Origin of the sequence: Spirillospora sp. NPDC052269 (genome assembly GCF_040679435.1) — a bacterium.
Classification (GTDB): domain Bacteria; phylum Actinomycetota; class Actinomycetes; order Streptosporangiales; family Streptosporangiaceae; genus Spirillospora.
In genome coordinates this window covers 162,207-185,509 of the sequence record NZ_JBFAUU010000018.1, presented here as the reverse complement: position 1 = coordinate 185,509, position 23,303 = coordinate 162,207, and the positions used below count along the sequence as shown (strand labels likewise).

The window sequence follows — 23,303 nt, the reverse complement described above, 5'->3', positions numbered from 1 at the left end:
CTCGGCCCGGCGACCACGAGAACCTCGCGACCAGTGAGGGGACCAACGCATGACCCACGCACCACCGCCCGTCGTCGCCGAGGTGAAGGGGCACATCGCCGCCGTGGCCTTCGGCATCGCCACCATCGGCCCCGGGATCGCGATCGGCCTGATCTTCGGCCTCGGGTGCCTGGCCATCGCCCGGCAGCCGGAGCTGACCGGGGTGATCCGCCAGAACATGATCCTGGGGTTCGCCCTGGCCGAGGCACTGTCCCTCATCGCGTTCGTCGTGCCGTTCGTGTACGCGAACCTGAAGTGAACGACGGCACCACCGCCCGAGCCTGACCCACGAGGCAGGGCGAGCACCAAAGACGCGCACCGTCGCCCCGTCAGGGGGCGGCGGTTCCCAGACCGGGCGTCCGGACGACCCCGGCGCGCTTCGGACCCGGCCGCCGCCGGTCCTTGATCACCGCGCTGAACGAACTTCTCCTCAGGCTCGTGAATCCCTGGCGACCTCCGTGATCAGGGCCGTTGACGCCCGGGGACTGAGCGCCGCTCTGCGGAGATGCTCGAACGCCAGGCTGAAGCGCTCGACATCGGCCTCCTCCTCGAGGAAGACGTCACCGGCCTGGCCGTCGAGATAGGCGAGGCGCACGCCGACGTCCTCCGGGAAGTCCATGACGACGAAGGAGCCCATCATCCCCGGGTGCGCCCCGATGCCGAACGGGACGACCTGGATGGTGACGTTCCGCATTTCCGCCGCCTCCAGGAGGCGTTGCGCCTGCCGCGCCATCATGCCGGTGCCGCCGACCCGGCGGCGCAGGGCCGCCTCGTCGAGGACGGCCCGCAGCTCCAGGGGCCCGTCCGCCGTGAGGAGCTCCTGACGGCGGATCCTCGCCTCGACACGGTGGTCCACCTGGTCCTCGGTCATCCCCGGCCCGCAGCCCTCGATCGTCGCCCGGGCGTACTCCTCGGTCTGGAGGAGCCCGGGGATGAAGGAGCACTCGTAGTTCGAGATCCGGCTGGCCGAGCATTCGAACTCGATGTAGGCGGCGTACTGCTCGGGGAGGTCGGAGGCGAGGGTGTGCGCCCAGCCGCGCTGGGCCGACTCCCTGAGCAGGACGGTCAGCTCGGCGCGCTGCTCCTCGGGGGCGCCGTAGAGGTCGAGCAGGGTCTTGAGGGTGCGCGCCTGGGGGCGGGTCTTGGCGGTCTCGATGCGCCAGAGCGTGGCCGGGTTCAGCGCGGTGCGTTCGGTGACATCGTCCCTGGTCAGATCGGCGTCCTTCCTGAGCCGGCGCAGCTCCGCGGCGAGTCGGCGAAGGCGGATGGTGAGGACGGGTCTGCGACTCGACAAGTTCGCTCCTTCCGGCCGGACGGAGGGTGGCGTGCCGGTGACACTCTGATCACTGAGTGCGGTCAATGCCTTTGCATTACTTGCATGTTGCGCTCCGTATAAGCAGTCTTTGCACAGCGTGCCATCGATCACGGATGGTGCGCAAGCGAACGCGAAGAGTTCGATTTTCGGGGGGAAGGCGTGGTCGGGGATGGTCGACGGGGTGCGCGCGTGGTTCTTTCGATGGGATGGCGATCAGCAGGCCGAGGTCGTCGAGGGCGGCACATCCTGCGTTGCGGAGCGAATCGCGGCGGTGCGCCGGTGACCGGCGGCCACCTCGTGCCCGGACCGTCCGGCGGGCCTGAGGGTGGCTGCCCGGCGCTGAGGCTGGTCGGCGGGATGGGGGGGCGGCTGGACATCGGCGTGGCCCGGCGCGCGCTACGCGGGGTCGCCGAGGCGCACGAGTGGGGCGTCGACCTGGACGATCTCGAGCTCCTGGCGTCCGAGGTGCTCACGAACGCCGTCCGGTACACCGCGTCCGGGCGTCGCGGCGGGGGCGTCGACGTGCGCCTGCTCGTCCGGGACGACTGCCTGCGGGTCGAGGTGACCGACGACGGGGGAGCGCGGACCGTCCCGCACCTGGTCGAGTCGTCCGACTGGCAGGAGTCGGGCCGCGGCCTCCTGATGGTCGCCGTCCTGGCCGCCGACTGGGGCTGGGCGGCGGAACGTTCCAGAACGACCGTCTGGTTCGACCTCCTCCGAAAGTAAAGGGAAGAGCGATCGCTCGCCGCTCACGCTCGGTCACGAAAGGAGGTGGGGATGGGTAAGAAGGAAGAGGACCCGGAAAACAGGCGACGGCGACAGGATGTGAGAGCCATGCGTCCTGGGCGAAGGGTGGACCCGGGCGACGCGATCAAGGCGGTGCGCCGGGAGGACTTCATCCCCGACGAGATCTTCGTGCGCGGCGAGCAGGGCCATCTGGTCCCGCTGAACCGGAGGGACGCCCCGGAACAGTGGCACGAGCAGGTTCGGTGGGACGAGCCGGTCGTCATCCAGATCCGTCCCGACCCCACGCTGCCGCCCGAGCTGTGCGACCCGTCCACGGGGGAGGGCATGGAGTCCACCAGCTCCAGCAGCCAGCCGTCGCTCATGGTCGAGATGATCGAGATGCTGGAGCTCGAGCCCGGGATGCGGGTGCTGGAGATCGGCACGGGCACCGGCTACAACGCCGCCCTGCTCGCCTACCTGCTGGGCGGCGACAACGTCGTCAGCGTCGAGATCGACGAGGACGTCGCCGCCCATGCCCGAGCGGCCCTGGATCGGGCCGGCTACCCGGTGCGGGTGATCACGGGCAGCGGAAAGGACGGGTACGCGCCCGCCGCGCCCTATGACCGGATCATGGTCACGGCGGCCGCGCACACCGTCCCCTACGCGTGGGTCGAGCAGACCCGCCCGGGTGGCCGTCTCCTCGTGCCGTGGGCGGAGACGGTCCATCCGGACGGACGGCTCGCCCTGTTCACCGTGAAGGCGGACGGCACCGCCGAGGGCCGCTTCATCGCCCAGGCGTTCTTCATGCCCCTCCGCGACCAGCGGCTTCTCCCGCGGGTCGGCTTCGACGCCGTGGAGCGCTGGATCAGATCCGGCGCCCCCGATTTCACCCGCTACGGCATTACCGTGACACCGGAGGGTCAGACCATCTGGATCGATTCTCCGGACAACACCATCGCCGGTACCCAGCCGACCTGACGCGGTCCTTTCGACCGGAATTCGGTCACCGAAGGGGCTGGACCAGGACCTGGCCGTGCCATGGGCCTCGGGGATGGTCGGCGACGACGAATTCGGTGTCCCGGGTAAATCCCTGGCTTTCGTAGTAGCGGACGAGTTCGCCGTCGGCGCCCGCCCAGCAATCCACGCGAAGTTGCACGACCCCCTGCTCGAGGCCCTCCTCTCGGGCCCGCTCCAGCAAGGCGGTTCCGATGCCCGCGCCCTTATGGCGGCGATCGGTGACCAGGGCCTCGACGTAAAGCTCGGAAACAGTCGCGGGCGACACATATCCGGGTGCCGAACCCAGGTGGACGGCACCGGCGACGGCTCCGTCCAGGAGGGCGATGCGCAGTCCATCGGAATTGGCCAGACGCTCGACCAGGGCCTCGCGCTGCGCGTTGCCCGTCCAGGGCTCGTCCCCCCACTGGCCGATCTGGCCGCGCGCGACGAGCCATTCCACGGCGCGGTCGAAGAGGCCGAGGACGGCCGTGATGTCCCCGGTGTCCCCGGGCCTGATGATGATCATGGGGTTGAGGGTGCTGGATCGGGGCAAAACCGGTCAAGCGGAACCGACGTCCAGGACGTCGCGTCCGACGGGGGACGGGAAGGAGCCGCGTGGCGGGGATGGTGATACTCGGGGCCGTGCTCGTCGCCGCGATCGTGCTGGTCGCGGTCGGCGCGTCCCGCGAGAGGGCCGCGGAAGAGGACGAGCGCGTCCGGAGCCTGCGCGACTGGGCGGCTGAGCACCGCTGGAACTTCAACGAGGGCGATCTGAGGGTGCCGTGGCGCGGGCAGGTCGGACGCGACGGCTTCCGCGTCCGTGAACTGCTGACCGGGGACGTCGGCGGGCTGCCGGTGTCGCTCGGCCACGGCACCTACCCGACCAGGCGCGTCGTCACGGACGCCAACGGCGACAAACGCACCGAGACCGTGACGAACCACCTCACCGTCCTCGTCGTCCGGATGGACGCCGAACGGCTCGACACGGACGTGAAGCCGGGCGACCCCGCCCGCGACCACCTCTCGTCCGACCTCATCCGCGCCCGCCTGGACGACGAGCTGCCGCTCTGGAGCCTGCGGCAGGGCGAACTGATGGTCGTCCGGGACACCCCGCTCCACCTCTCCGACCTGGACGAACATCTCGGCACGGCCCGCCGCCTCGCCGAGTTGCTCGGGCATCGGTTCTGACCGGAACTGGATTCGGCCGCCCCTCGTCCCAAAAGGTAAAGGGGAGGACGCGTGTCTGGTACCCAAACGGTCCTCGCGGCGGCAGCGGTGGCGGTCATGATCTTCGCGGTCGCGGGCGGGATGGTGTACGCGCGGAACCAGGTCGACAAGGCCCGGCTGCGCGGAGTGCGGGAGTGGGCGGACGCACACGGCTGGGCGTTCACCGACGAGAACCCCCGGCCCCCGTGGCATGACCGTCCCCCGCAAGAGGACTTCCGGCTCGGCCTCCTGCTCGAAGGCCAGGTCGACGGCCGTGACGCCACGATCGGCTGCGGCTCCTACGACGTCCGGAAGTCCGTCGGCGGCGCGGACGGGTCCAAACGCAGCCAGAACGTCACCTATCACCTGACCGTGCTGACCGTCCGGGCCGAGGACGGGACACCCGACATGGAGGTTCGCGAGCGGGGCCTCGGCGCGAAGCTGATGGCGTCCCTCGCCCGCAACGCCACCGACGCGGACGCCTTCGACGCCAGGTTCGAGGTCGAGCCGCCCGAGGCACGCGGACGGCTCTCGGCGGTGGCCGTCCAGGCCCACCTGGACAGCGAGATCCCGGCGTGGAACGTTCGCGACGGCGAGATCACGGCCGTCCTGCCTGGCAGGACGCGCGCCGAGGACCTCGACGGGCACGTCGCCATGCTGCGGCGCCTCGGCGAGATCGTCGCCACGACCGGGAACGCCGCCGCCTCGCCGGAGGGGTAGACCGTCGGGGGCCGGTGCGGGACCGCTGCAGCGGTCAGGAAGAGCGGAGCGCACCGGCCCCGACGGGGTCTCATTGGCCGGATGCGGCCACGGCCTTCCGGTACATCCCGGTCACGCCGACCGTGCCCTTGGCCGGGACGGTCGCGAGGTACTGGATCAGCACGGTGGTGTCCATGCGGGTCGAGACAGACGACGGCGGGGCGAGCCCGACAAGGTCGCCCGTAACGGTGAGCTTCCCCTTCTTCGTCGCGGAATACGCCTCTTTCTGCTTGAGGACGTACCAGACCAGCGCTCCGCCGTCCCGGGTCCGCAGCGCGAAGACCTGGGCGGGAGCGGGTGAGAACCGCGATTCCAGGGTGATGCCGTCCTTCCGCAGGGCCGCCTTGGCCTGCCGCAGCGCCGTGTACGCGTCGGTGGTCTTCGGCCCCGGGGCCAGCCGGCCCGCCCCGGCGGTCTGCGGACCGTCGTTGAGCAGGGCGGAATGGGCGGCGGCGAGCTTGTCCGGAGCGATCACGAGCCCGCCCCCGGACGCCTCGGCGGTCTGCGCGTAGCCGTGGCCGTCCAGGGCGATGCGGGAGAACGCGGTGTCGGTGGGGAACGGGTCGGCGGCCATCAGCCAGGGCGCCCCCGCCTTCGCCTGCGTGAACAGCATGGCGTGGCGCACCGCGTCCTTCCCGGACCCGCTGATCGCCTCGGCCGCGAACCAGTGCGGATAGGAGGACAGCCGCGGGACGGCGACGCTGACATGCGAGAGCTTCAGCGTCCCGATCCTGGCCTTCGTGGCCCGGCGCAGCTTCACGGCGGCCGTGTCCATGGTCAGCTGGGGGTCGGTCTCGGCCTTCGGCAGGAGCGACGCGTCCAGCTTGTCGCCGGCCTGCCCGACTGTGGCCGCGTAGGCCCCGACCGCCTGCCGCGCCTGGTCCTGCGTCAGCGCGGGAGATCCGCTCGCGCCCGCGTCCGAACCCCCGCACCCGGCCGCCAGAGGCACCCCGACCAGCAGGGACACCGCGAGCCCTCCGACGCGTCCGTAGGCCGCGAGGGCCCGGACGACGCTTCCGGACGAGCCCCCGGCGACCTGACCGGGAGGCGGGGCGGCGAGGTGGCGCCGGGACGAGTCGGGACGGATCTTGCCAGCGGACATGACGGCCCCCGAGGGGAGAGGCGAAGCTTCCACGCAACATCATCGCAGAGTCACGATGAAGTCACGCTCCGAATGCGCTATGAGAGAGATGCCCGCTTTGCGAGGGGGTGGTGGAACCGAAAAGGCCCCGCCCCCCTCAGGGGACGGGGCCTCACAAGCCCGGTCGTGCGGCGTCGGATCAGGAGGCGCCGGCCTCGGACTCCTGCTGCCGCATCCAGCGGATCTCGGCCTCGATGAAATCGTCGATGTCGCCGTCCAGCACGGCGGTGGGGTTGCCCGCCTCGACGCCGGTGCGCAGGTCCTTGACGATCTGGTACGGGTGCAGGACGTAGTTGCGGATCTGGGTGCCCCAGGAGCTGGTGCCCTCGCCGCGCAGCGAGGCCATCTTCTCGGCCTCCTCCTTGCGCTTGCGCTCCAGCAGCTTGGCCTGCAGGACGTTCATCGCGGTCGCCTTGTTCTGCAACTGCGAGCGCTCGTTCTGGCAGGACACCACGATGCCGCTCGGGAGGTGGGTGATCCGGACCGCCGAGTCGGTGGTGTTGACGCCCTGCCCGCCCGGCCCGGACGACCGGTACACGTCGATGCGCAGGTCGCTCTCGTCAATGTCGACGTGGTCGCTCTGCTCGACGACCGGGACGACGTCCAGCCCCGCGAACGAGGTCTGGCGGCGGCCCTGGTTGTCGAAGGGGGAGATGCGGACGAGCCGGTGCGTGCCGTGCTCGCCGCGCAGCGTCCCGTACGCGTAGGGGGCCTTCACCACGAAGGTCGTGGACTTGATGCCCGCCTCTTCGGCGAAGGACGTCTCATAGATCTCGGTCGGGTAGTTGTGGCGCTCGGCCCAGCGCAGGAACATGCGCTGGAGCTGCTGCGCCCAGTCGGCCGCGTCCACCCCGCCCGCCTGGGCGTTGATGGTGACCAGGGCCTCGCGAGCGTCGTACTCGCCGGACATCAGGGTGCGGACCTCGAGCTGCTGGACCGCCTTGTGGACGGAGGCGAGCTCGCCGTCGGCCTCTTCCCTGGTGTCGGCGTCGTCCATCTCGCCGGCGAGCTCGTAGAGCGTCGCCACGTCTTCGAGGCGCTGGCGCAGGGCGGTGACCCGGTTGTGCTCGGCCTCCAGGTGGGACAGCTTGCGCGTCACCGCCTGGGCCCGCTCCTGGTCGTTCCAGAGCTCGGGATCGGCCGACTGCTCACGCAGCCCGGCGATGTCCCGCTCCATGGCGGGGATGTCCAGCACCTGCTCGATGCCGGACAGCGTCGCGTCGAGCTCCTTGAGCTGATCTTGAGGATCGATGGCAGCCACGTAACAGAGCTTATCGCCGTCCGGCCAGTGCCCGAGCGATCGCCCAATACCCTAGTGAATGGCACAATCACGATGGGGTCGGCCATGGAGGCCGGTGAGCGGTGGCAAGGGGGCGCGGTGCCGAGGAAGTACCGGGCGGCGACGGCCGTCCTCGCGGCGCTCGCCCTGTCCGTGTCCGCGTGCGGCGGCGGCTCCAAGGTCAAGACGAAGGTCACCCCGGCCCCGCCGCGTCCGACCGCGACGCCCGTGGCCCTGACGCCGCGGCTCGCGGCCGACCGGTTCCGGTCCTGGTCGGTGAACGACGACGTCGCGCGCGCGTCCGGCGACGAGCGCCTCGCCCTGAGCTGGGTCGTGGACGGTCAGTACTCGCTGACCGCCGCCGAGTTCCGCAAGGCCGCCCACGACGGCGATCCCGTGCCCCGCTTCACCTTCGGCAAGCCGACCTTCTATGTGCCGAGATTCCAGGAGGTCAAGACGTTCCCGCAGTGGTTCGTCGCGGCCGTCCCGCGGACCGAGCAGGGCAAGCCCAAGAGCACCCGGACGGCGCTCATGGCGTTCATCCTGCGCTCGCCGGGGGACCAGTGGAAGCTGAGCGTGGAGACCGACCTCGCTCCGAAGACCAAACTGCCCAAGGTCGTCCTGGACGCCCAGGGCTACGCGACCGCCCTGGAGACCGGTGACACCTCGGTCCTGATCCGGCCGCGCGACCTGCCCGGCATCCAGGCGACGATCGCCGCCGAGGGGCCGTCCAGCGTGGCGTCCAAGGTGATGGCGTCCGGCCCGGTCACGACGGGGATGAACGCCGACATCCAGGCGGCCGGGAAGAAGGCCCGCAAGCAGGGGCTCGGGTTCTCCAGCGTGGTGGTCGCCACGCCCTACCCGATCTTCGCCCTGCGCGCCGACCGCGGCGGCGCGCTGGTGCTGTACTCCCTGTTCCGCAACAACAGCCTCTATGTGAAGTCCAAGGACCGGCCGAAGCGCAAGCCGCCGATCCCGCCGGAGACCGCCCATCTGCTGGACGGCACCGTCCCCGGCTATGAGATCGACTACACCGAGACGCTCCAGCTCGCCGCGTCCGACCCGGCGAACCCGAAGAACGGCGCCGCCAATCCTCCGAAAGCCGATGTCATCGGCTTCTTCGGGACGATCAGCAAGGCCACCGCGCCCCTTCCGAAGGCCAACTGACAAGGCCTACTGACAGGGCCGCCCGACAGGGCGGGCTTGACAAGGCGGGCGCCGGGCCCGCCCAGCCGCCGGGGGTCGGTCGTGGAGCCGATCAGCCGTAGAGGCGCTGGAGCAGCAGCGCGACGAACAGCAGCGCCACCAGTCCGGCGAGGACCAGGGCCGGCGGGACGGACGGGCCGTGCCGGTGCACCTCGGCGCGGGCGGCCCGGCAGGTCGGGCACCGGCCCTCGACCACCGGCCCCGAGCAGTTCGCGCAGACCAGATGTTCGCAGCTCATCCGGCTGCCCCTCTCGATCGGGAACTATCTGTCACTGAGAACTTTAGGCGCGATTCCCCGGCATTCGTCGCGGACCGGTTGTAAAGTCCTGATGCCTGCCGAGGGCCCGTGCGGTCGAGGCGGCCCGCCTCCGCCCCTACACTGCACGGGGTCACGCGGCCCGTCGAGCCGGATCGGCTGCGGCGGGGCGTGCGGCCGGGCTCGTCGCAGGTGGGACGGGGTCTGAGGGCGTCCGGTTACCGGTTCCTCGGACTCAGCCCCTAAGGTCGAGTGTTCCGAGCCCGAAGTAAGTCCGAGGGCTACGCTGAGTGGTCCGTCCCCTGGGACCGCGCGGGTCCTTCGCAAGAATGGTGCTGAACCGCCGTGATGCAGCCGTGATTCATTTCGACAACGTCACCAAGGGCTACAAGAACCAGAACCGGCCCGCCCTCCAGCACGTGAACGTCGCCATCGAGAAGGGCGAGTTCCTCTTCCTGGTCGGTCCCTCCGGCTCCGGCAAGTCGACCTTCCTGCGGCTGATCCTCAAGGAGGAGCGGCCGTCCCAGGGCCACGTCCACGTGGCCGGGAAGGACCTGGGCAAGCTGAGCAACTGGAAGGTCCCGCACCTGCGCCGCCGCATCGGCTGCGTGTTCCAGGACTTCCGGCTCCTGCCCAACAAGAACGTGTTCGAGAACGTCGCGTTCGCCCTCGAAGTGATCGGCAAGCCCCGCCGCTTCATCAACAAGGTCGTCCCCGAGGTCATCGACCTCGTCGGCCTGGAGGGCAAGGCGCACCGCATGCCGGACGAGCTGTCCGGTGGTGAGCAGCAGCGTGTCGCGATCGCCCGCGCGTTCGTGAACCGGCCGATGATCCTCCTGGCGGACGAGCCGACCGGGAACATCGACCCCGCCACGTCCATCGGCATCATGAAGGTGCTCGACCGGATCAACCGGACCGGCACCACCGTCGTCATGGCCACGCACGACGCCGCCATCGTCGACGCCTTCCGCAAGCGCGTCGTCGAGCTTGAGGACGGCCGCGTCGTCCGCGACCAGTCGCGCGGCGTCTACGGCCAGGCGTACTAGGCGCCCCACGGCCACCGAACCCGACGCCGGGACGGTGCGGAACCGGGGTGGACGCCCCGGGGCTCGCCGCCCGCGCGGCCCAGCGGTCGCAGAGCGATAGCCTGCACCGGCATTCGAAGCTCCCACCGGGGCACAGGCGATCAAGGACAGCGAGGCATGCGCGCACAGTTCGTTCTCCAGGAGATCTGGATCGGTCTCCGCCGGAACCTGACTATGACGATCTCCCTCGTCATCACCGTCGCCATCGCCATGGCGCTCTTCGGCACCGGTCTGCTGCTGCACAACCAGGCCAACTCCTCCAAGAACTACTGGTACGACAAGATCGAGGTCTCGATCTTCCTGTGCGCCAAGACCTCCTCGAACCCGCAGTGCGCGGGCAAGGACGCGCAGCAGGGCGAGAAGGACGCGCTCAAGACCAAGCTCCAGGGACTTCCGCAGGTCTCCAAGGTCGAGTACGAGAGCAAGGAGGACGCGTACACGCGGTTCAAGGACCGCTTCGCGTCCACCCCCGGCTTCGTCCAGAGCACCAAGCCCGGCGACATCCCGGACTCCTTCCGCGTCCGGCTGAAGGACCCCAAGCAGTACAAGGCCGTCTCCCAGGCCGTCCTCGGCCAGGGCGGCGTGGACCAGGTGATCAACGAGCAGGAGATCCTGAAGAAGTTCTTCCGGATCCTCGGCGGCCTGCAGAGCGCCGCGCTGATCATCGCGGGCATCCAGGTGATCGCCGCGGTCCTGCTGGTGGGCAACACCGTCCGGCTGTCGGCGTTCAACCGGCGCCGTGAGACGGGGATCATGCGCCTGGTCGGCGCGTCCAACACCTACATCCAGCTGCCGTTCATCCTGGAGGGCGCGATCGCCGGCCTGATCGGCGGCGTGCTCGCCGCCGTCCTGCTGGTGTTCTCCAAGATGCTGCTGGTCGACCGGCTCGCGAGCAACATCCAGATGGCGTCCAGACTGGGCTGGGGCTCGGTGTCGCTCGTCATCATCGTGGCCATCTGTTTCGGTGTGCTGCTCTGCGCGGTGGCGTCCTTCCTCACCCTGCGCCGATACCTGCGCATCTGATCACCCGCCTACACTGGGCCGAGGTCCGGCGTGCCGATGCCGCCCCGTCCACCTCAGGACGCGGGCGGCTCCGCGTTGGGCCGACGTTCCCGTTCCGGCGCCCCCGACCGGCGCCGGGCCGGGGTGACCCGACCAGAACCGAGGCTGATTCCCGTGCCACGTGAGCAGGGGCGAAAGTTGATCGCCCAGAACAAGCGCGCCCGGTACGACTACGAGATCGTCGACACCTGGGAGGCCGGCCTGGTGCTCATGGGCACCGAGGTCAAGGCCCTTCGCGCCGGACGGGCCTCGCTGGCTGACGGCTACGCGCACGTCATGGACCACGAGGTCTGGCTGGAGAACGTCCACATCCCCGAGTACACCGAGGGCACCTGGACCAACCACGCCCCGCGGCGTCGGCGCAAGCTGCTGCTGAACCGCAGGGAGATCAACAAGATCGAGCAGAAGACCGACGAGCCCGGCTGGACCCTGATCCCGCTGGCGCTCTATTTCAAGGACGGTCGAGCGAAAATCGAGATCGGGCTGGGCCGTGGTAAGAAGGCGTACGACAAGCGCCAGGCCATCGCCAAGCGCGAGGCCGACCGCGAGATGCAGAAGGCGGCCGCGGCCCGGCTCAGGAGACGGTGAAGGGTGTCGATGAACCTCCGAGGCCGCAGCACGGCTCGCCGGATGATCTCGGTGGGGGCCTGCGTCGTCCTCGTCGGCGGCTCGGCGTCGGCGTGCTTCGCCGAACAGTCGGCCATGCCCACCGTCCGGGACTTCCTGGTCGCCTGGGAGGTCGGCAACTATCCGGCCGCCGCCGGGCACACCATGGGGGCGGACAAGGCGGAGGTCGCCGCCGCCCTCGGAGGAGTGCGCAAGCAGCTCGACGCTGCGGCGCTGAAGCTCGACATGCTGAAGGTCGTCAAGACCGGCGACACCGCGACCGCGCAGTACGCCGTGAAGATCGACCTGGGTGAGAACGGCGAGCCCTGGACCTACAACAGCTCGATGAACCTGCAGCGCGCGGGTGCCGGCTGGAAGATCAAGTGGGAACCGTCGATCATCCACCCGAGCCTGAAGCAGGGCCAGCGGCTCGCGGTGGTCACCACCGTCCCGCGACGCGCGGCGATCCAGGACCAGAACGCCAAGACGGTGCTGAAGTCCGTCCCGGCCGACCTGGTCGGGGTCATCCCCGGGCAGCTGAAGGACCCGAAGGCCACCATCGACCAGATGGTGAAGACCACCAAGATCGAGGGCGGCCGGCGGCTGGACGGCGAGCGGCTGCTCGGCCGCGTCCAGTCCGCGCCCCCGCAGAAGTTCCTCCCCCTGCTGACCCTCCAGCGTTCCAGCGGCGACAAGCTGATCGAGCGGCTCAGGCAGGTGGACGGCCTGCAGTTCAAGGTCATCAGCGCGCCGATCCAGGCGCTGTTCGCCCCCGAGGTCGTCGGCGAGCTCGGCGCGGCCACCGCCGACCGGCTGCAGCAGGTCGGCGCCCCCTACCAGCCGGGCGACACGATCGGCGTCAGCGGCCTCCAGCTGCTGCAACAGCGCCGCCTGGCGGGCACCCCCTCGATCGACGTCGTCGCGCAGGACCCGGAGGGCAAGGACATCACGCCGCTGCGCTCGTGGAGCGGCCATGACCCGGCCCCGATCGTCACCACCCTCGACCGCAGGCTCCAGCCGCGCGCCGACCAGGTGCTCGCACAGCTGAAGGGCTCGGTCCCGGCGTCCCTGGTCGCGGTGCGGCCCGGCACGGGTGACGTGCTGGCCGTGTCGAACCACCACACCAGCGGCCGTGACGAGGCCATGGAGGGCCACTACCCGCCGGGCATGGCGTTCTCCTTCGTCACCGCGGACGCGCTGCTCCAGAACCAGATCGCGAAGACCACGCCGACCGAGTGCCCCGCCACGACGAACGTGGGCGGGCAGACGGTGTCCAACCCGTCCGGGAAGGCGGGCCGTAACAGCACCCTGGAGCGCGCCTTCTCTGTGAACTGCGCCACGACCCTCGCGCAGCTCGCCACCAAGCTCCCGCAGCAGGCGCTGCCCCAGGCGGCGGCCCGCTTCGGCCTCGGCAAGGATTGGGGCGGCCTCTTCCCGTCCTACGCCGGGACGATCCCGACCCCCGCCAACGACGGCCAGAAGGCGCTGATCGCGACCGGGCAGGGCGGCGTCACCACCTCGCCGCTGGCGATGGCCGCGGCGGCCGCCGCCGTGTCGTCCGGGGTGTGGCGCCCGCCGTTCATCACCAAGGACCCGGCGGACACCCCGTCCGCGCAGGCGAACTTGCTCAACGCGATCACGGCCAGCGACCTGAAGGTGATGGTGCGCCGGTCCGTCCAGACCGGTGCGGCGAATGACGCGAACGCCACCAGCGGCGGCAAGGTCTCCGGCGTGAGCGCGCAGGTGACCTACCAGGAGGGCGGCCGCACCAAGATCGTGTCCTGGTTCGTCGGGTTCCGCGACGACATCGCGTTCGCGATCGCGGTCGAGGGAAGGGCGAACGCGGCGAAGATCGCCGCGAACTTCCTGAACGGCACCACGGTGAGCCCGCCGTCCACCACCAAGCCGCCGAAGGGGACGACCCCGGGCACCGGTGGACAGCGTCCGGGGACCGGCGGCCAGACGCCGGGCCACCAGTCGCCCGGCACGGGTGCGAACCCGGCGACCGGCCCCACCCGCAACCCCTGATCACATGCGGTGAGACTTCCGTCACCTTTTGGTGATCTCTTGACTCGGCGGAAGCAACCATCCGAGCCGTTCCGCACGTCTTCACAGGTGACTGGGACACCGCTTGGGGGGTTGCGGACCCAGTCGCCGTGATGAGACCAGAGCCTCGTCTCGGGGGAGGCTCTGCCGTCCGGACCGGCCTGACCCTGCCGGTCGGCCCCGGTGGGCGCGACATGTTCGCCGCCCACCGGGGCGTCACTTTTCTCCGGCCCCCGGGAATCCCGTTGGCATCCGCGGCGTTGACCTACTAGTGTCTGGTGGTGGACGCCCAGGCGTCCGACTTCTTGACAAGTCAACATGGGGGTGACCGGTCTCGACTTCGGTAGGTCGAGCCAGGGGAAGCGGGTCGAGGGTTGCTGTTGTGACCTCGTTAATCCTGTGACAGCAAACCTATAACTGCCAACAAGAAGCAGTCCGAGTTCGCTCTCGCCGCCTGAGGCGAGTAGCGACTCTGCCGGCCCGGGTACGTCTCCGCCCCGGGATCCGGCATCATCAGGAGACTCCACTCTGCCGCCCGGTCGCGGGGCAGTAGAGAACACCTAACAGCGACTGAGCCCGTCAGCGACTCGCCTGCGAGAGCGCTGGGGCTGAGAAAGCGTCAAGCAGGCTGCGCCCGGAGAAGCCCTGGCCCATCACCGAAGGACGCGGGTTCGATTCCCGCCACCTCCACGAACAGGCCCCGTGTGGTCGGAAGCGAGACTTCCGACCACACGGGGCCTTTTTGTGTTGCCGGAGAGGCCCCGCCCCGGGGCTCACAGCCTGAACTCCCGGGCGCCTCCCGGCGGCTACCGCACGCGCTGCAGGTACGGCCTGAAGACGAAGCGGCCCATCCACGAGGGCCGGACGCCGCCCCGCAGCCGCACCCAGCCGCGCGGGTTGCGGCACTTCTTGGCCATCACCCGGTGGTTGTGCCGCAGGGCGCCGACGATGCGGCCGTTGGGCAGCACGCGGACGTTGAGCCCGATCCACGGCGTCACCCTGTACCTGCAGATCGGACTGCTGGAAGACGCCGCCATCGCGCCCTGGGGCGCGGCAGGCGCCGCTGCCTCGGCCGCGCCTGAGGACAGCAGAGTCGCGCCGCTCAGGCCCGCTCCGGCTATGGCAAGGGCGATGCTCCGTCGAGTCGTCGCTCCCATGTGTGCTCCTTCTGATCCGGGCAGTCGCGCATGCGACATGCATCCGACGTGAGAGTGAATTCCCGGCATTTGGCATGACAACTACCGGTTCAGGCCAAGAAAGCGGAACGTCCCTCATGTTGTGAGAAGGGTTCTATGCCGGGAACGCCGCCAGGGGTGCGCCCGTGGTGCGCCGGGCGTGGACGGAGGCGGACCGTTGAACTCGCCCGCTTGCGGCGGATTGTCGAGAGGTGACGTGTTCGCCGTCGGGAAGAGCGGCGAGATGTCGTGTCGGGGGGATTGATAGGGAGAAATGGATATTTCCACCCGGGGTGCGCGTCATTGGAAAGTCAAGAATCGGTGAGCTAGCTGCTAATGGTTCGGACAGTGGTGGAAGTCGGCCCGCGCAACGTGTTGAGTGTCCGTGGGTGCCCGGCCTGCAAGGGACGGGCGCTTAGAAGAAATCCACTGTGCACAGAAGGGGCTTCGGAATGAAGCGACTGGTGGCGGCAGGGCTCATGGCCCTCACGACGGCTAGTGTGATGGCTAGCGCGTCTCCGGCCATGGCCTGGGACGAGCCGTACCCGTACACCTCCATCCACTCCCACCACGCGTCCAACGCCCAGGGCATTGGCGTTGAGACCTGCCGGGCCGTCGAGGTTGCCGCCGTCATCGGTGTCATCCTCCACAACGTCCTGGCTCAGGACCGGGAGGACGGCAACTGCGACAACGGCTCCATGGAGGGCCGTAACGGCAACGGCGCGGGTTACGACGGGTACCGTCACTGATCCAAGCCCTGACCGGGTCGGGAGCGAGTTCTACTCGCTCCCGGCCCGGTTGCTTTTTGTCTGGACGCTTAATAGAGGCATGTCCGGATGTTCGGTTCGGGAGCCTTTTGTGGGTTCTTCGCCCCGCCTCCGGTGGTCAACGTTGTTCCATCGTCCCCCTCGATATCCGTCAAACGGGGTCGTGACACGGCTCCATCGTTCTCCTGGCGTGTGATGCTCGCGAGGAGATCGCGAACCCGAGTGAACCGAAGAAACCCCCGGAGGGCGGGCGTCCCGCGGCCGCCTGCCCGCACTGCGTGGGAACGTCCCGTTTCCGCCGGTGTCCGCAGGCGGAGCGACGGTGAATCAAGGCGGATCGCCCGGCCTGGCCTTTCCTGTTCCCGAAAGGACGTCGATTTGGGAGCTCAGGGGATCGCGGCCCTTGGCACGGCCGAGGAGACCGCGTCCTTCCCGCGGGCCGTCCAGGACCGCACGCCCGGGACGGACCGCCGGCGGCCGTCCCACCGGCGCGCTCCCCGCCGCCGGCTCGCGTCGCGGCTGCCCGTCGCCGGCTACCGCCTGACGCTCGTGCTGCTGGACTTCACCGTCGCCGCGTGGCTCTCCCTTCTTCAGGCCGGTGGCCCGGCGCGTGCCGTCCTCACGGGGGCGACGCTCGTGGCGCTGCAGGTCGCGGCCGGGGGCTACCGGCCGCGCCGGAGCCTCAGCCTCGCCGACGAGGTCATGCCGACCGTGATCCGTGTGCTGCTGGCCGACCTGGTCGCCCATCGCGTGCTGTCGCCGCCCGCCACCGCGACGCTGGGGCACGCGGCGCTTCAGCTGCTGGAGTTCGTCCTCGCGGCATCGGTGCTGGTGGTGGCGGGACGGCTGCCGGTGTTCAAGGCGGCGCGGCGCTTCCGGCGCAGGCCGGCGCGGTTGCGGGCGACGGTCGTCATCGGGGCGGGCCCGGTCACCGACCGCATCGCCGAGCACCTCGACCACCGCCCTGAGCTGGGGTTGACCGTGGCGGCGCGGCTGGACCTCCGGGGCCTTGAGGAGCCCGTCCTCCCGGCGGCCGCGGCGGGTGACTGGCCGCACCTCACGCGGACGCTTCGCACGCTGCGCGTCCGGGTCGCCGTGGTGGTCTGCGAGGGGGTCCCTCCCGTCCAGCTGGACGTGGTGACGCGGACGGCCGCGCGGAGCACCGGCGAGGTCTGGGCGGTGGTGACCGCGCCGGGCCTGCTCCCCGCCGGGGTGCGCGGACGCGAGTACCTGGCCGGGATCCCGGTCGTCCGCGTCCTTCCCGCCGGGCGGGTCACGCCGGGACGGCGCGGTAAGCGGATGTTCGACTTCGTCGTGGCGTCGGTGATGGTCGTGCTGCTGGGCTGGCTGATGCTGCTGTGCGCGTTCGCGGTGCGCCTGGAGGGCGGGCCGGGCGTGCTGTTCCGGCAGCGTCGCGTGGGACGGCTCGGACGGGAGTTCACGCTGGTGAAGTTCCGGACGGTCCGTCCGAGCAGCGAGTACCCCGCCGACACGAGCTGGTCGATCGACCACGAGCGGCTCGTGGGGCCGGTGGGGAGGTTCCTGCGGAAGACCTCGCTGGACGAGCTGCCGCAGCTGTGGAACGTCCTTCGCGGTGAGATGAGCCTGGTCGGGCCGCGGCCGGAGCGTCCGCACTTCGCCCGGACGTTCGGCGCGTCCGTCCCGAACTACGGGCTGCGGCATCGCGTGCGGGGCGGGATCACGGGATGGGCGCAGGTCAACGGGCTGCGCGGCGACACCTCGATCGAGGACCGGGTGCGCTACGACAACTACTACATCGACCACTGGTCGTTCGCCGCGGACCTGCGGATCCTGCTGATGACCGTCCGGGCAGTGATCGTCCGGGAAGGGCGGTGACGGGCGATGAACCCGCAGGTCCAGGCCGTCCCCGACCCTCGTCCTGGCACCGCGTGACCGGCGTGCGGTCCGCGCCGCCGGGACGGCGCCCGCTCCCATGGATCGACCCCCCGCCTCGATCGGCCCTGTTCGTGCTGGAAGGCCTGCGGGTGCGTCCGTCGTGGCTGGTCGCGGCGACGGTGCTGAGCGTCGCGATCCCCTGGGGGGACGGCGCGGTCGGCTCCGGGACGACGCGCGTCTCGCCGGGTGACGTGGCCAGCCTGCTCCTGGTCGTTCTGGCGGGCGCGTTCTGGGTGCGTGATCGCGCCGCGGGGCGTGTCCGCGTCCCGGTGGCCGTCGCGCTCGTGTTCGCCGGGATCGTCGTCGCGGCGGCGCTCTCGACGGAGCTCTCGGCCGATCCCGCGTCGAGCCTCGTGGGATGGGTGCGGCAGACGCAGATCTTCGTCCTGGTGCCGCCGGCGGTCATCGTGTCGCTGCGCGTCCGGCGGGACGTGTCGATCGTCGTGGGCTCGATCGTGACGCTGGGCGTCGTCGAGGCCGGGGTGGGCGTCTGGCAGACCGCCACGCGCAACGGCGCCTCGTACGCGGGGCAGATGATCCGCGCGGTCGGGACGTTCGGCGCGCTGGACGTGATGGCGATGTCGATCGTCTGCGGGATCGCGCTGGTCATGGCCGTCCCCCTTGCGCTGACCGCGCCGGACGGGTGGAGGCGTGCCCTGTTCCTCGGCGTCACGGCCGTCCTCGTCGTCGGGCTGGTGTGCTCGCTGAGCCGGGGCAGCTGGATCGCGGCGGGGGCCGGGGTGCTGGTCGTCCTCATGCGGTTCGACGCGAAGCTCGCCTTCCGGCTCGGGTTGGGGGCGGGGGCGCTGCTGACCGTGGTGATGGGTGGGTTCGGGGTCGGCGCGGGGATGATCGGGGGGCGCGTCCGGTCGATCCTCGACTCCGTCCACGATCCGGATCGTTCGGTCGGGGACCGCTACAGCCTGTGGCGCACCGCTGAGGGGATGTGGCAGGACCATCCCGCGACGGGCGTCGGTATCAAGAACTTCCCGGCCTTCCGGGACGCGTACGCGCCGCTCGGGCTGTCCGGGTCCAGCGACACCGCCGATTCGGTGACCGGGTTCGTCCGGGAGCCCCTGCTGTCGCCGCACAACCAGTACCTGCTGGCGCTGTCGGAGCAGGGGGTGCTCGGGGCGGGCGCGTTCGTGCTGGCCCTGGGCGCGTTGCTGATCGGGCTGTGGCGCCGGGGGAGGGCCGCGGACGCGCATTGGCTGCTGTGCGTGGGCGTCGCCACCTCGGTCTGCGTCAACTTCCTGTACTCGGACGTGGGCGGGCCCACGACCGTCCTGGTGGGGATCGTGCTGGGGCTGGCCACACGGCACACCTGGCCGGTGGCCTCGGCCGACGGGGAGGGCGAGCGGTGACCGCCGCCGAGGAGGCGGAGGGAGTTCGCACGCTCTCGGTCGGACGCGCGGCCGCGCTCTCGGCGGTGCTGGTGTGCGCGGGCACGGGGATGGGGTTCGTCCGGGACCTGCTGCTCGCCGACCGCTTCGGGGCGGGGGCGGGCACGGACGCGTTTCTGGTGTCCTGGACGGTCCCGGAGACGGTGTCGCCGCTGCTCATCGAGGACGCCATGGCGCTGGTCATGGTCCCGGTCGTCACACGCGCGATGCTTCGCGCACACGGGGTGCCGCGGCTGGTGCGGCGGGTCGCGCCGCGGCTGGTCCTCGTCCTGACGGCGGTGTCGGTGGCCGTGATGGTCCTGGCGCCGTGGCTGGTGCGGATCGCCGCACCCGGTGTCGCGGACCGGTCCGAGGCGGTCATGTGCCTGCGGCTGACCGCCGTGACCGTCCTGACGTTCGGCGTCGCGGGGTTCGTCAGCGCGATCCTGCGTCCGCACCACCGGTTCGGGCCGCCCGCCGCGATCTACCTCGCCTACAACGTCGGCATCCTCACGATGCTGGTCACCCTGGCGGACGCGTGGGGGATCACCAGCGCGGCGCTCGGGGTCGCGTGCGGCAGCCTGTTCATGGTCCTCGTCCAGATGCCCGCGTTCGTACGGGTGCTGCGCGGCGGAGCGCGCCTCCCGGCCGAACCTGCGGGCCTGGCTTCGGGGCTGTCGGCGCGGGAGGTGCGGTTCGCGGCGGCCGCGCCCGTCCTGGTGTTCACGGTCGCGCGGCAGGCGCAGGTGCTGATCGAGCGCTACTTCGGATCGGGCCTGCCCGAGGGGACGATCTCGCACCTGAACTACGCGCAGAAGGTCGCCCAGGTGCCGATGGTGCTGGCGCTGCTGGTCGCGACCGTCACCTTCCCCCGGCTCGTCCGGGCCCACCTGGACGACGACGCCGGACGGCTGCGGAGACGCATCGAGGGCGACCTCACCGCCGTGGGGCTGCTGATCCTCGTCGCGGTCACCTACCTGTGGGAGTTCGCGCCGCTGATCACGCGGGTGATGTTCGAGCACGGCGCGTTCACCCGGGCCGACTCCCTGAGCACGGCGGGCATCCTGCGGATCTACTCGCTCGGACTGCTCGCGCAGTGCCTGCTGGGAGTGAGTGTCCGGGCCCTGTCGGCGGGACGGCGGCCCGGCTGGCGCACGCCGCTGGCGATGCTGGTCGGCCTCGCGGTGACGTTCGGTGTCGCCGCGCTGTTCAGCGCGAGCCACGGGGCGGGGGCGCTCGCGGCGGGCAACGCGGCCGGGATCAGCGTCGCCGCCGTCCTGCAGCTGGTGACCGTCCGGCGGAGGGTCGCGCCCATCAGGTTCGGCCTGCTGGGACGGCGGCTCGTCATCGGCGTGGGATGCGCTCTCGCGGCAGGATTCAGCGCCGGGCAGGTGACGCGGCTGATGGCAGGGGACGGCCTGCCGTTCGTCCGGCTGGTGGTCGGGGGCGTGGTGTTGCTGCTGGTCATGGCGGTGTTGGTCGCCTTGGCCGTCGGGGCCTCGGAGCTCCTGCGGGGCCGCCTGACGGGACGTGCACGGGCGGAGACCGGAACGAGGGGAGCCGGTGAGGCCGGATCGGCTCCTCCCGCGGAACGACTGCCGGCCATGCGGAGGGTGATCGGCTGATGGGCATCGAGTGGACGACCAGGGACCAGCCGCACGGCAGGCCGGGGCCGGGCGCGAACCGGGCGGACCGTCCGGACGGGCCGGGCAGCCTTCCACCGGTGCTCATGTACCACTCCGTCGACTACTACCTCGAGGATCCACATCTGATCACCGTCACGCCCAGCCGCTTCGAACGGCAGATGCGCTGGCTGAAGGCGGGTCGCCTGCGCGGTGTGAGCATGTCGGAGCTGCTGGCCGCGCGGGCCGCCGGACGGCACCGGCGGATGGTCGGCCTCACCTTCGACGACGGCTACGCCGACTTCGTCAGGAATGTCGTTCCGGTGCTGCGGGAGCTGGGGTTCACGGCCACGGTGTTCATGGTGTCCGGGGAGATCGGCGGCCGGAACTCCTGGGACGACGGGCCTCGCAAGCGGCTCATGGACGCCGAGCAGCTGCGCGCCGTGGCCAGGGCGGGCATGGAGGTCGCGTCCCACGGCGTCCGGCACCTCTCCCTGCCCGACGTGGGCGACGACGACCTCGTCAGCGAGTTGCGGGAGAGCCGGGCGCAGCTGTCGGAGCTGGTCCAGCGGCCGGTCTCGGGATTCGCCTATCCGTACGGGAACGTGACGCCGCGCGAGGCGAGGGCCGTCCGGAAGGCGGGCTACGACTACGCGTGCGCGATCTGGGAGACGGGCGCCGACCGGCATGCGCTCGCCCGCACCTACATCGGCGAACGCGACGACCCGTTCCGGATGCGGCTCAAGTTCGCCCGCCACCGGTTCCGGCAGAGGAGGCTCGGATGACACGGGTCCTGCACCTCATCACCGGGCTGGGCCTGGGCGGCGCGGAGCACCAGTTGCTGCTGCTGGCGCGGCACCTTCCCGTGCAGTGCGAGGTGGCCACGCTGGCCGGGCCGACCACGCTCGCGGACGAGCTGCGCGGCCTCGGCGTCCCCGTGCACGACCTGGGGATGGTGCACAACCGCGACCTGACCGTCCTGCCCCGGCTGGTGTCGTTGATGCGGCGCGGCAGGTACGACGCCGTCCACACCCACCTCTACCGGGCATGCCTGTACGGACGGGTCGCGGCGCGGATCGCGGGCGTGCGGCGCATCATCGCGACCGAGCACTCGCTCGGCGACGGGCACATCGAAGGCCGCGACACCACCTGGCCCGTGCGGATGCTGTACCGCGCGAGCGAGCAGCTCGGCTCGGCCACGGTCGCGGTCTCGCCGACGGTCGAACGCCGCCTGCGCGACTGGGGCGTCCCCGCGCGGCGGGTCGTCACGATCCCGAACGGGCTGGACCCGGTGGCGTTCGCCTTCGATCCCGTGGCGCGCGAACGCGTCCGGGAGGGGCTCGGGGTGGCGCCCGGGGACTTCGTCGTCGGGACGGTCGGACGGCTCGTCCCGACCAAGCGCGTGGACGTCCTGATCGAGGCCGTCGCGCAGGTGCCGGGCGCCAGGCTGCTGATCGTCGGGGACGGTCCGGACGCGCTGCGCCTGTACGCGCTGGCGTCCGTCCTGGGGGATCGCGTCATCTTCGCGGGCGCGCGGCAGGACATCGGCGCCTACCTGTCGGCCATGGACGTGTTCGCCTCGCCCTCGGAGCAGGAGACCTTCGGGCTCAGCGTCCTCGAGGCCCTGGCGAACGGGCTTCCCACGATCTACACCACCTGCCCGGCCCTCCAGGACCTGCGGCCGGGCCGCGACAGCACGGGGAGCGACGGCACGGGGAGTGCCGAGCCGTTCGCCCGGCGGGTGCCCGGCACGGCCGGGGCGTACGCGGCGGCGCTCCGCGAGCTCGAAGACCGGCCCGCCACGGCGCGTCCGTGCGCCGCGGCCGCGCGGGCCTACGCGATCGACGGCCTCGTCGCCCGGCTGGCCGCGCTCTACCAGGTCGGCCACCCCGGCCTCATGACGACTTCCGAGGAGGCACATCGATGACCACGGCCAAGACCCGGACGGCGGAGAACGGCCCGGAGACCGGTCCCCTACCCGCGGCCGGGCGGTCGCGCGGGCCGTCGGGCCCGGCGCGCGGCGCGGTGCTCCCGATGGCCGTGATCCTGTTCGGCGCGGTGGCCGGGGCCGGGTACGGGCTGATCAGCCCGCCCACCTACGAGGCGTCCGCGAACGTGCTGGTCGCACCGGACAAGCAGAGCAACGGCTCCGACGCGGTCAACTACGCGCAGGCGTACGGCAGGCTCGCGAGCCTCCCCGAGACGCTCACCTGGGCGCCGCCCCCGCCGCCCTGGGGGACGGCCGTGGACACCGCCGCCAAGCACCTGCGAACGTCCACCTCGCCGGAGACTCCGCTCATCCGGCTGACCGCGTCCGCGTCGGGCCCGCGGCGCGCGGCGGCCCTGGCGAACGCCGCCGCTGCCGCGCTCGTCCGCTACGGCGCGGGCCACCAGGCGGACACGGGCGTCCGGGTCGTCCTGATGAGTGACGCGCTCGCCCCCGCGACGGCCAGTTCGCCCAAGATCGTCCTGGACGTCGCGGTCGGAGCGGCGTCCGGGGGGCTGCTGGCGGCGTTGGCGGCGCTCGCCGGGTTGCAGTGGCCGCAGGCGTCGGCGGGCCGCCGCAGGCAGCGGCGTGGTTCGGACCCGGGATCGGCCGCGCCGGAGACCGGGCAGTGAGCCTCCAGCCGTCCCCCTTCCGGGTGGACACGGCCCGCTGGCGCACCGAGGTGCACCGCGACGAAACCGCCTGGAAAGTGCTGGGCGAGGGCTGGAACG

Annotated in this window: 23 protein-coding genes and 1 other RNA gene; 18 read left to right on the top strand and 6 right to left on the bottom strand. The window is 71.0% G+C overall.

All coding sequences use genetic code 11. From position 1 onward, the window contains the following. Window positions 1–49 precede the first annotated feature (49 nt). The gene (locus AB0L06_RS33700; protein WP_500235199.1) at window positions 50–298 is read left to right on the top strand and encodes an ATP synthase subunit C-like protein; all 249 of its coding nucleotides are present in this window, start codon (window positions 50–52) and stop codon (window positions 296–298) included. 171 nt (window positions 299–469) lie between these two features. On the opposite strand, the gene AB0L06_RS33695 is transcribed toward AB0L06_RS33700, so the two are convergent. Continuing rightward, window positions 470–1,333 carry a helix-turn-helix domain-containing protein gene (locus AB0L06_RS33695; RefSeq protein ID WP_500235198.1) on the bottom strand — a complete coding sequence of 288 codons (864 nt, stop codon included), beginning with the start codon at window positions 1,331–1,333 and terminating at the stop codon, window positions 470–472. A gap of 300 nt (window positions 1,334–1,633) precedes the next feature. On the opposite strand from AB0L06_RS33695, the gene AB0L06_RS33690 reads away from it, so the two are divergent. Beyond that, window positions 1,634–2,080 carry an ATP-binding protein gene (locus tag AB0L06_RS33690; RefSeq protein WP_500235197.1) on the top strand — a complete coding sequence of 149 codons (447 nt, stop codon included), beginning with the start codon at window positions 1,634–1,636 and terminating at the stop codon, window positions 2,078–2,080. 108 nt (window positions 2,081–2,188) lie between these two features. Next, entirely contained in the window at window positions 2,189–3,058 is an 870-nt protein-coding gene (locus AB0L06_RS33685) for a methyltransferase domain-containing protein (RefSeq protein WP_500235196.1), read from the top strand. Window positions 3,059–3,083: 25 nt separating this feature from the next. On the opposite strand, the gene AB0L06_RS33680 is transcribed toward AB0L06_RS33685, so the two are convergent. Next, a complete protein-coding gene (locus AB0L06_RS33680) occupies window positions 3,084–3,602 on the bottom strand; it encodes a GNAT family N-acetyltransferase (RefSeq protein WP_500235195.1) in 519 nt (172 codons plus the stop codon). Window positions 3,603–3,700: 98 nt separating this feature from the next. On the opposite strand from AB0L06_RS33680, the gene AB0L06_RS33675 reads away from it, so the two are divergent. Then, window positions 3,701–4,264, top strand: a complete 564-nt coding sequence (locus AB0L06_RS33675) for a hypothetical protein (protein ID WP_500235194.1) — start codon at window positions 3,701–3,703, stop codon at window positions 4,262–4,264. Window positions 4,265–4,315: 51 nt separating this feature from the next. Continuing rightward, window positions 4,316–5,002 (top strand): hypothetical protein, encoded by a 687-nt coding sequence (locus AB0L06_RS33670; protein ID WP_500235193.1) that lies wholly within the window; start codon window positions 4,316–4,318, stop codon window positions 5,000–5,002. Window positions 5,003–5,072: 70 nt separating this feature from the next. Here AB0L06_RS33670 and AB0L06_RS33665 read toward each other — a convergent pair whose 3' ends face one another. Together AB0L06_RS33665 and prfB are read right to left on the bottom strand one after the other, a co-directional pair. Further along, on the bottom strand, window positions 5,073–6,143 hold the full coding sequence (locus AB0L06_RS33665; RefSeq protein ID WP_500235192.1) for a DUF8094 domain-containing protein: 1,071 nt from the start codon (window positions 6,141–6,143) through the stop codon (window positions 5,073–5,075). A gap of 178 nt (window positions 6,144–6,321) precedes the next feature. Then, window positions 6,322–7,443: a peptide chain release factor 2 gene (prfB, locus tag AB0L06_RS33660; RefSeq protein WP_500235191.1), complete on the bottom strand. Its 1,122-nt coding sequence runs from the start codon at window positions 7,441–7,443 to the stop codon at window positions 6,322–6,324. Between the two features lie 117 nt (window positions 7,444–7,560). On the opposite strand from prfB, the gene AB0L06_RS33655 reads away from it, so the two are divergent. Then, window positions 7,561–8,628 (top strand): DUF8094 domain-containing protein, encoded by a 1,068-nt coding sequence (locus AB0L06_RS33655; protein WP_500235190.1) that lies wholly within the window; start codon window positions 7,561–7,563, stop codon window positions 8,626–8,628. 91 nt (window positions 8,629–8,719) lie between these two features. Here AB0L06_RS33655 and AB0L06_RS33650 read toward each other — a convergent pair whose 3' ends face one another. After that, a complete protein-coding gene (locus AB0L06_RS33650; protein ID WP_026415743.1) occupies window positions 8,720–8,905 on the bottom strand; it encodes a hypothetical protein in 186 nt (61 codons plus the stop codon). 374 nt (window positions 8,906–9,279) lie between these two features. Here AB0L06_RS33650 and ftsE point away from each other — a divergent pair, with 374 nt between their 5' ends. The 5 genes from ftsE to ssrA all read left to right on the top strand — a co-directional run bounded on the left by ftsE (window position 9,280) and on the right by ssrA (window position 14,415). Continuing rightward, window positions 9,280–9,969 (top strand): cell division ATP-binding protein FtsE, encoded by a 690-nt coding sequence (ftsE, locus tag AB0L06_RS33645; protein WP_500235189.1) that lies wholly within the window; start codon window positions 9,280–9,282, stop codon window positions 9,967–9,969. 156 nt (window positions 9,970–10,125) lie between these two features. Continuing rightward, a complete protein-coding gene (gene ftsX / locus AB0L06_RS33640; protein ID WP_500235188.1) occupies window positions 10,126–11,031 on the top strand; it encodes a permease-like cell division protein FtsX in 906 nt (301 codons plus the stop codon). A gap of 153 nt (window positions 11,032–11,184) precedes the next feature. After that, on the top strand, window positions 11,185–11,658 hold the full coding sequence (gene smpB, locus AB0L06_RS33635; RefSeq protein ID WP_500235187.1) for an SsrA-binding protein SmpB: 474 nt from the start codon (window positions 11,185–11,187) through the stop codon (window positions 11,656–11,658). A gap of 9 nt (window positions 11,659–11,667) precedes the next feature. Then, window positions 11,668–13,704 (top strand): penicillin-binding transpeptidase domain-containing protein, encoded by a 2,037-nt coding sequence (locus AB0L06_RS33630; RefSeq protein ID WP_500235186.1) that lies wholly within the window; start codon window positions 11,668–11,670, stop codon window positions 13,702–13,704. A gap of 338 nt (window positions 13,705–14,042) precedes the next feature. After that, window positions 14,043–14,415, top strand: a transfer-messenger RNA (tmRNA) gene (ssrA, locus tag AB0L06_RS33625). 113 nt (window positions 14,416–14,528) lie between these two features. Here ssrA and AB0L06_RS33620 read toward each other — a convergent pair. Continuing rightward, window positions 14,529–14,879 (bottom strand): hypothetical protein, encoded by a 351-nt coding sequence (locus tag AB0L06_RS33620; RefSeq protein ID WP_500235185.1) that lies wholly within the window; start codon window positions 14,877–14,879, stop codon window positions 14,529–14,531. 521 nt (window positions 14,880–15,400) lie between these two features. Between AB0L06_RS33620 and AB0L06_RS33615 the strand changes: the two genes are divergently transcribed. From AB0L06_RS33615 to AB0L06_RS33585, 7 genes are all read left to right on the top strand, one after another. Beyond that, window positions 15,401–15,646 (top strand): hypothetical protein, encoded by a 246-nt coding sequence (locus AB0L06_RS33615; protein ID WP_500235184.1) that lies wholly within the window; start codon window positions 15,401–15,403, stop codon window positions 15,644–15,646. A 396-nt stretch (window positions 15,647–16,042) separates the two neighbouring features. Then, on the top strand, window positions 16,043–17,521 hold the full coding sequence (locus AB0L06_RS33610) for a sugar transferase (RefSeq protein WP_500235183.1): 1,479 nt from the start codon (window positions 16,043–16,045) through the stop codon (window positions 17,519–17,521). Between the two features lie 53 nt (window positions 17,522–17,574). Next, window positions 17,575–18,945 carry an O-antigen ligase family protein gene (locus AB0L06_RS33605; protein WP_500235182.1) on the top strand — a complete coding sequence of 457 codons (1,371 nt, stop codon included), beginning with the start codon at window positions 17,575–17,577 and terminating at the stop codon, window positions 18,943–18,945. Further along, a complete protein-coding gene (locus tag AB0L06_RS33600; RefSeq protein ID WP_500235181.1) occupies window positions 18,942–20,588 on the top strand; it encodes a lipid II flippase MurJ in 1,647 nt (548 codons plus the stop codon). The genes AB0L06_RS33605 and AB0L06_RS33600 overlap by 4 nt, the downstream gene beginning before the upstream one ends. Then, window positions 20,588–21,370 carry a polysaccharide deacetylase family protein gene (locus tag AB0L06_RS33595; protein ID WP_500235180.1) on the top strand — a complete coding sequence of 261 codons (783 nt, stop codon included), beginning with the start codon at window positions 20,588–20,590 and terminating at the stop codon, window positions 21,368–21,370. Before AB0L06_RS33600 ends, AB0L06_RS33595 begins: the two co-directional genes overlap by 1 nt. Continuing rightward, complete coding sequence (locus AB0L06_RS33590) at window positions 21,367–22,512, top strand: glycosyltransferase (RefSeq protein ID WP_500235179.1); 1,146 nt, start codon at window positions 21,367–21,369, stop codon at window positions 22,510–22,512. Before AB0L06_RS33595 ends, AB0L06_RS33590 begins: the two co-directional genes overlap by 4 nt. Then, window positions 22,509–23,204 carry a Wzz/FepE/Etk N-terminal domain-containing protein gene (locus AB0L06_RS33585; RefSeq protein ID WP_500235178.1) on the top strand — a complete coding sequence of 232 codons (696 nt, stop codon included), beginning with the start codon at window positions 22,509–22,511 and terminating at the stop codon, window positions 23,202–23,204. The genes AB0L06_RS33590 and AB0L06_RS33585 overlap by 4 nt, the downstream gene beginning before the upstream one ends. Window positions 23,205–23,303 lie beyond the last annotated feature (99 nt).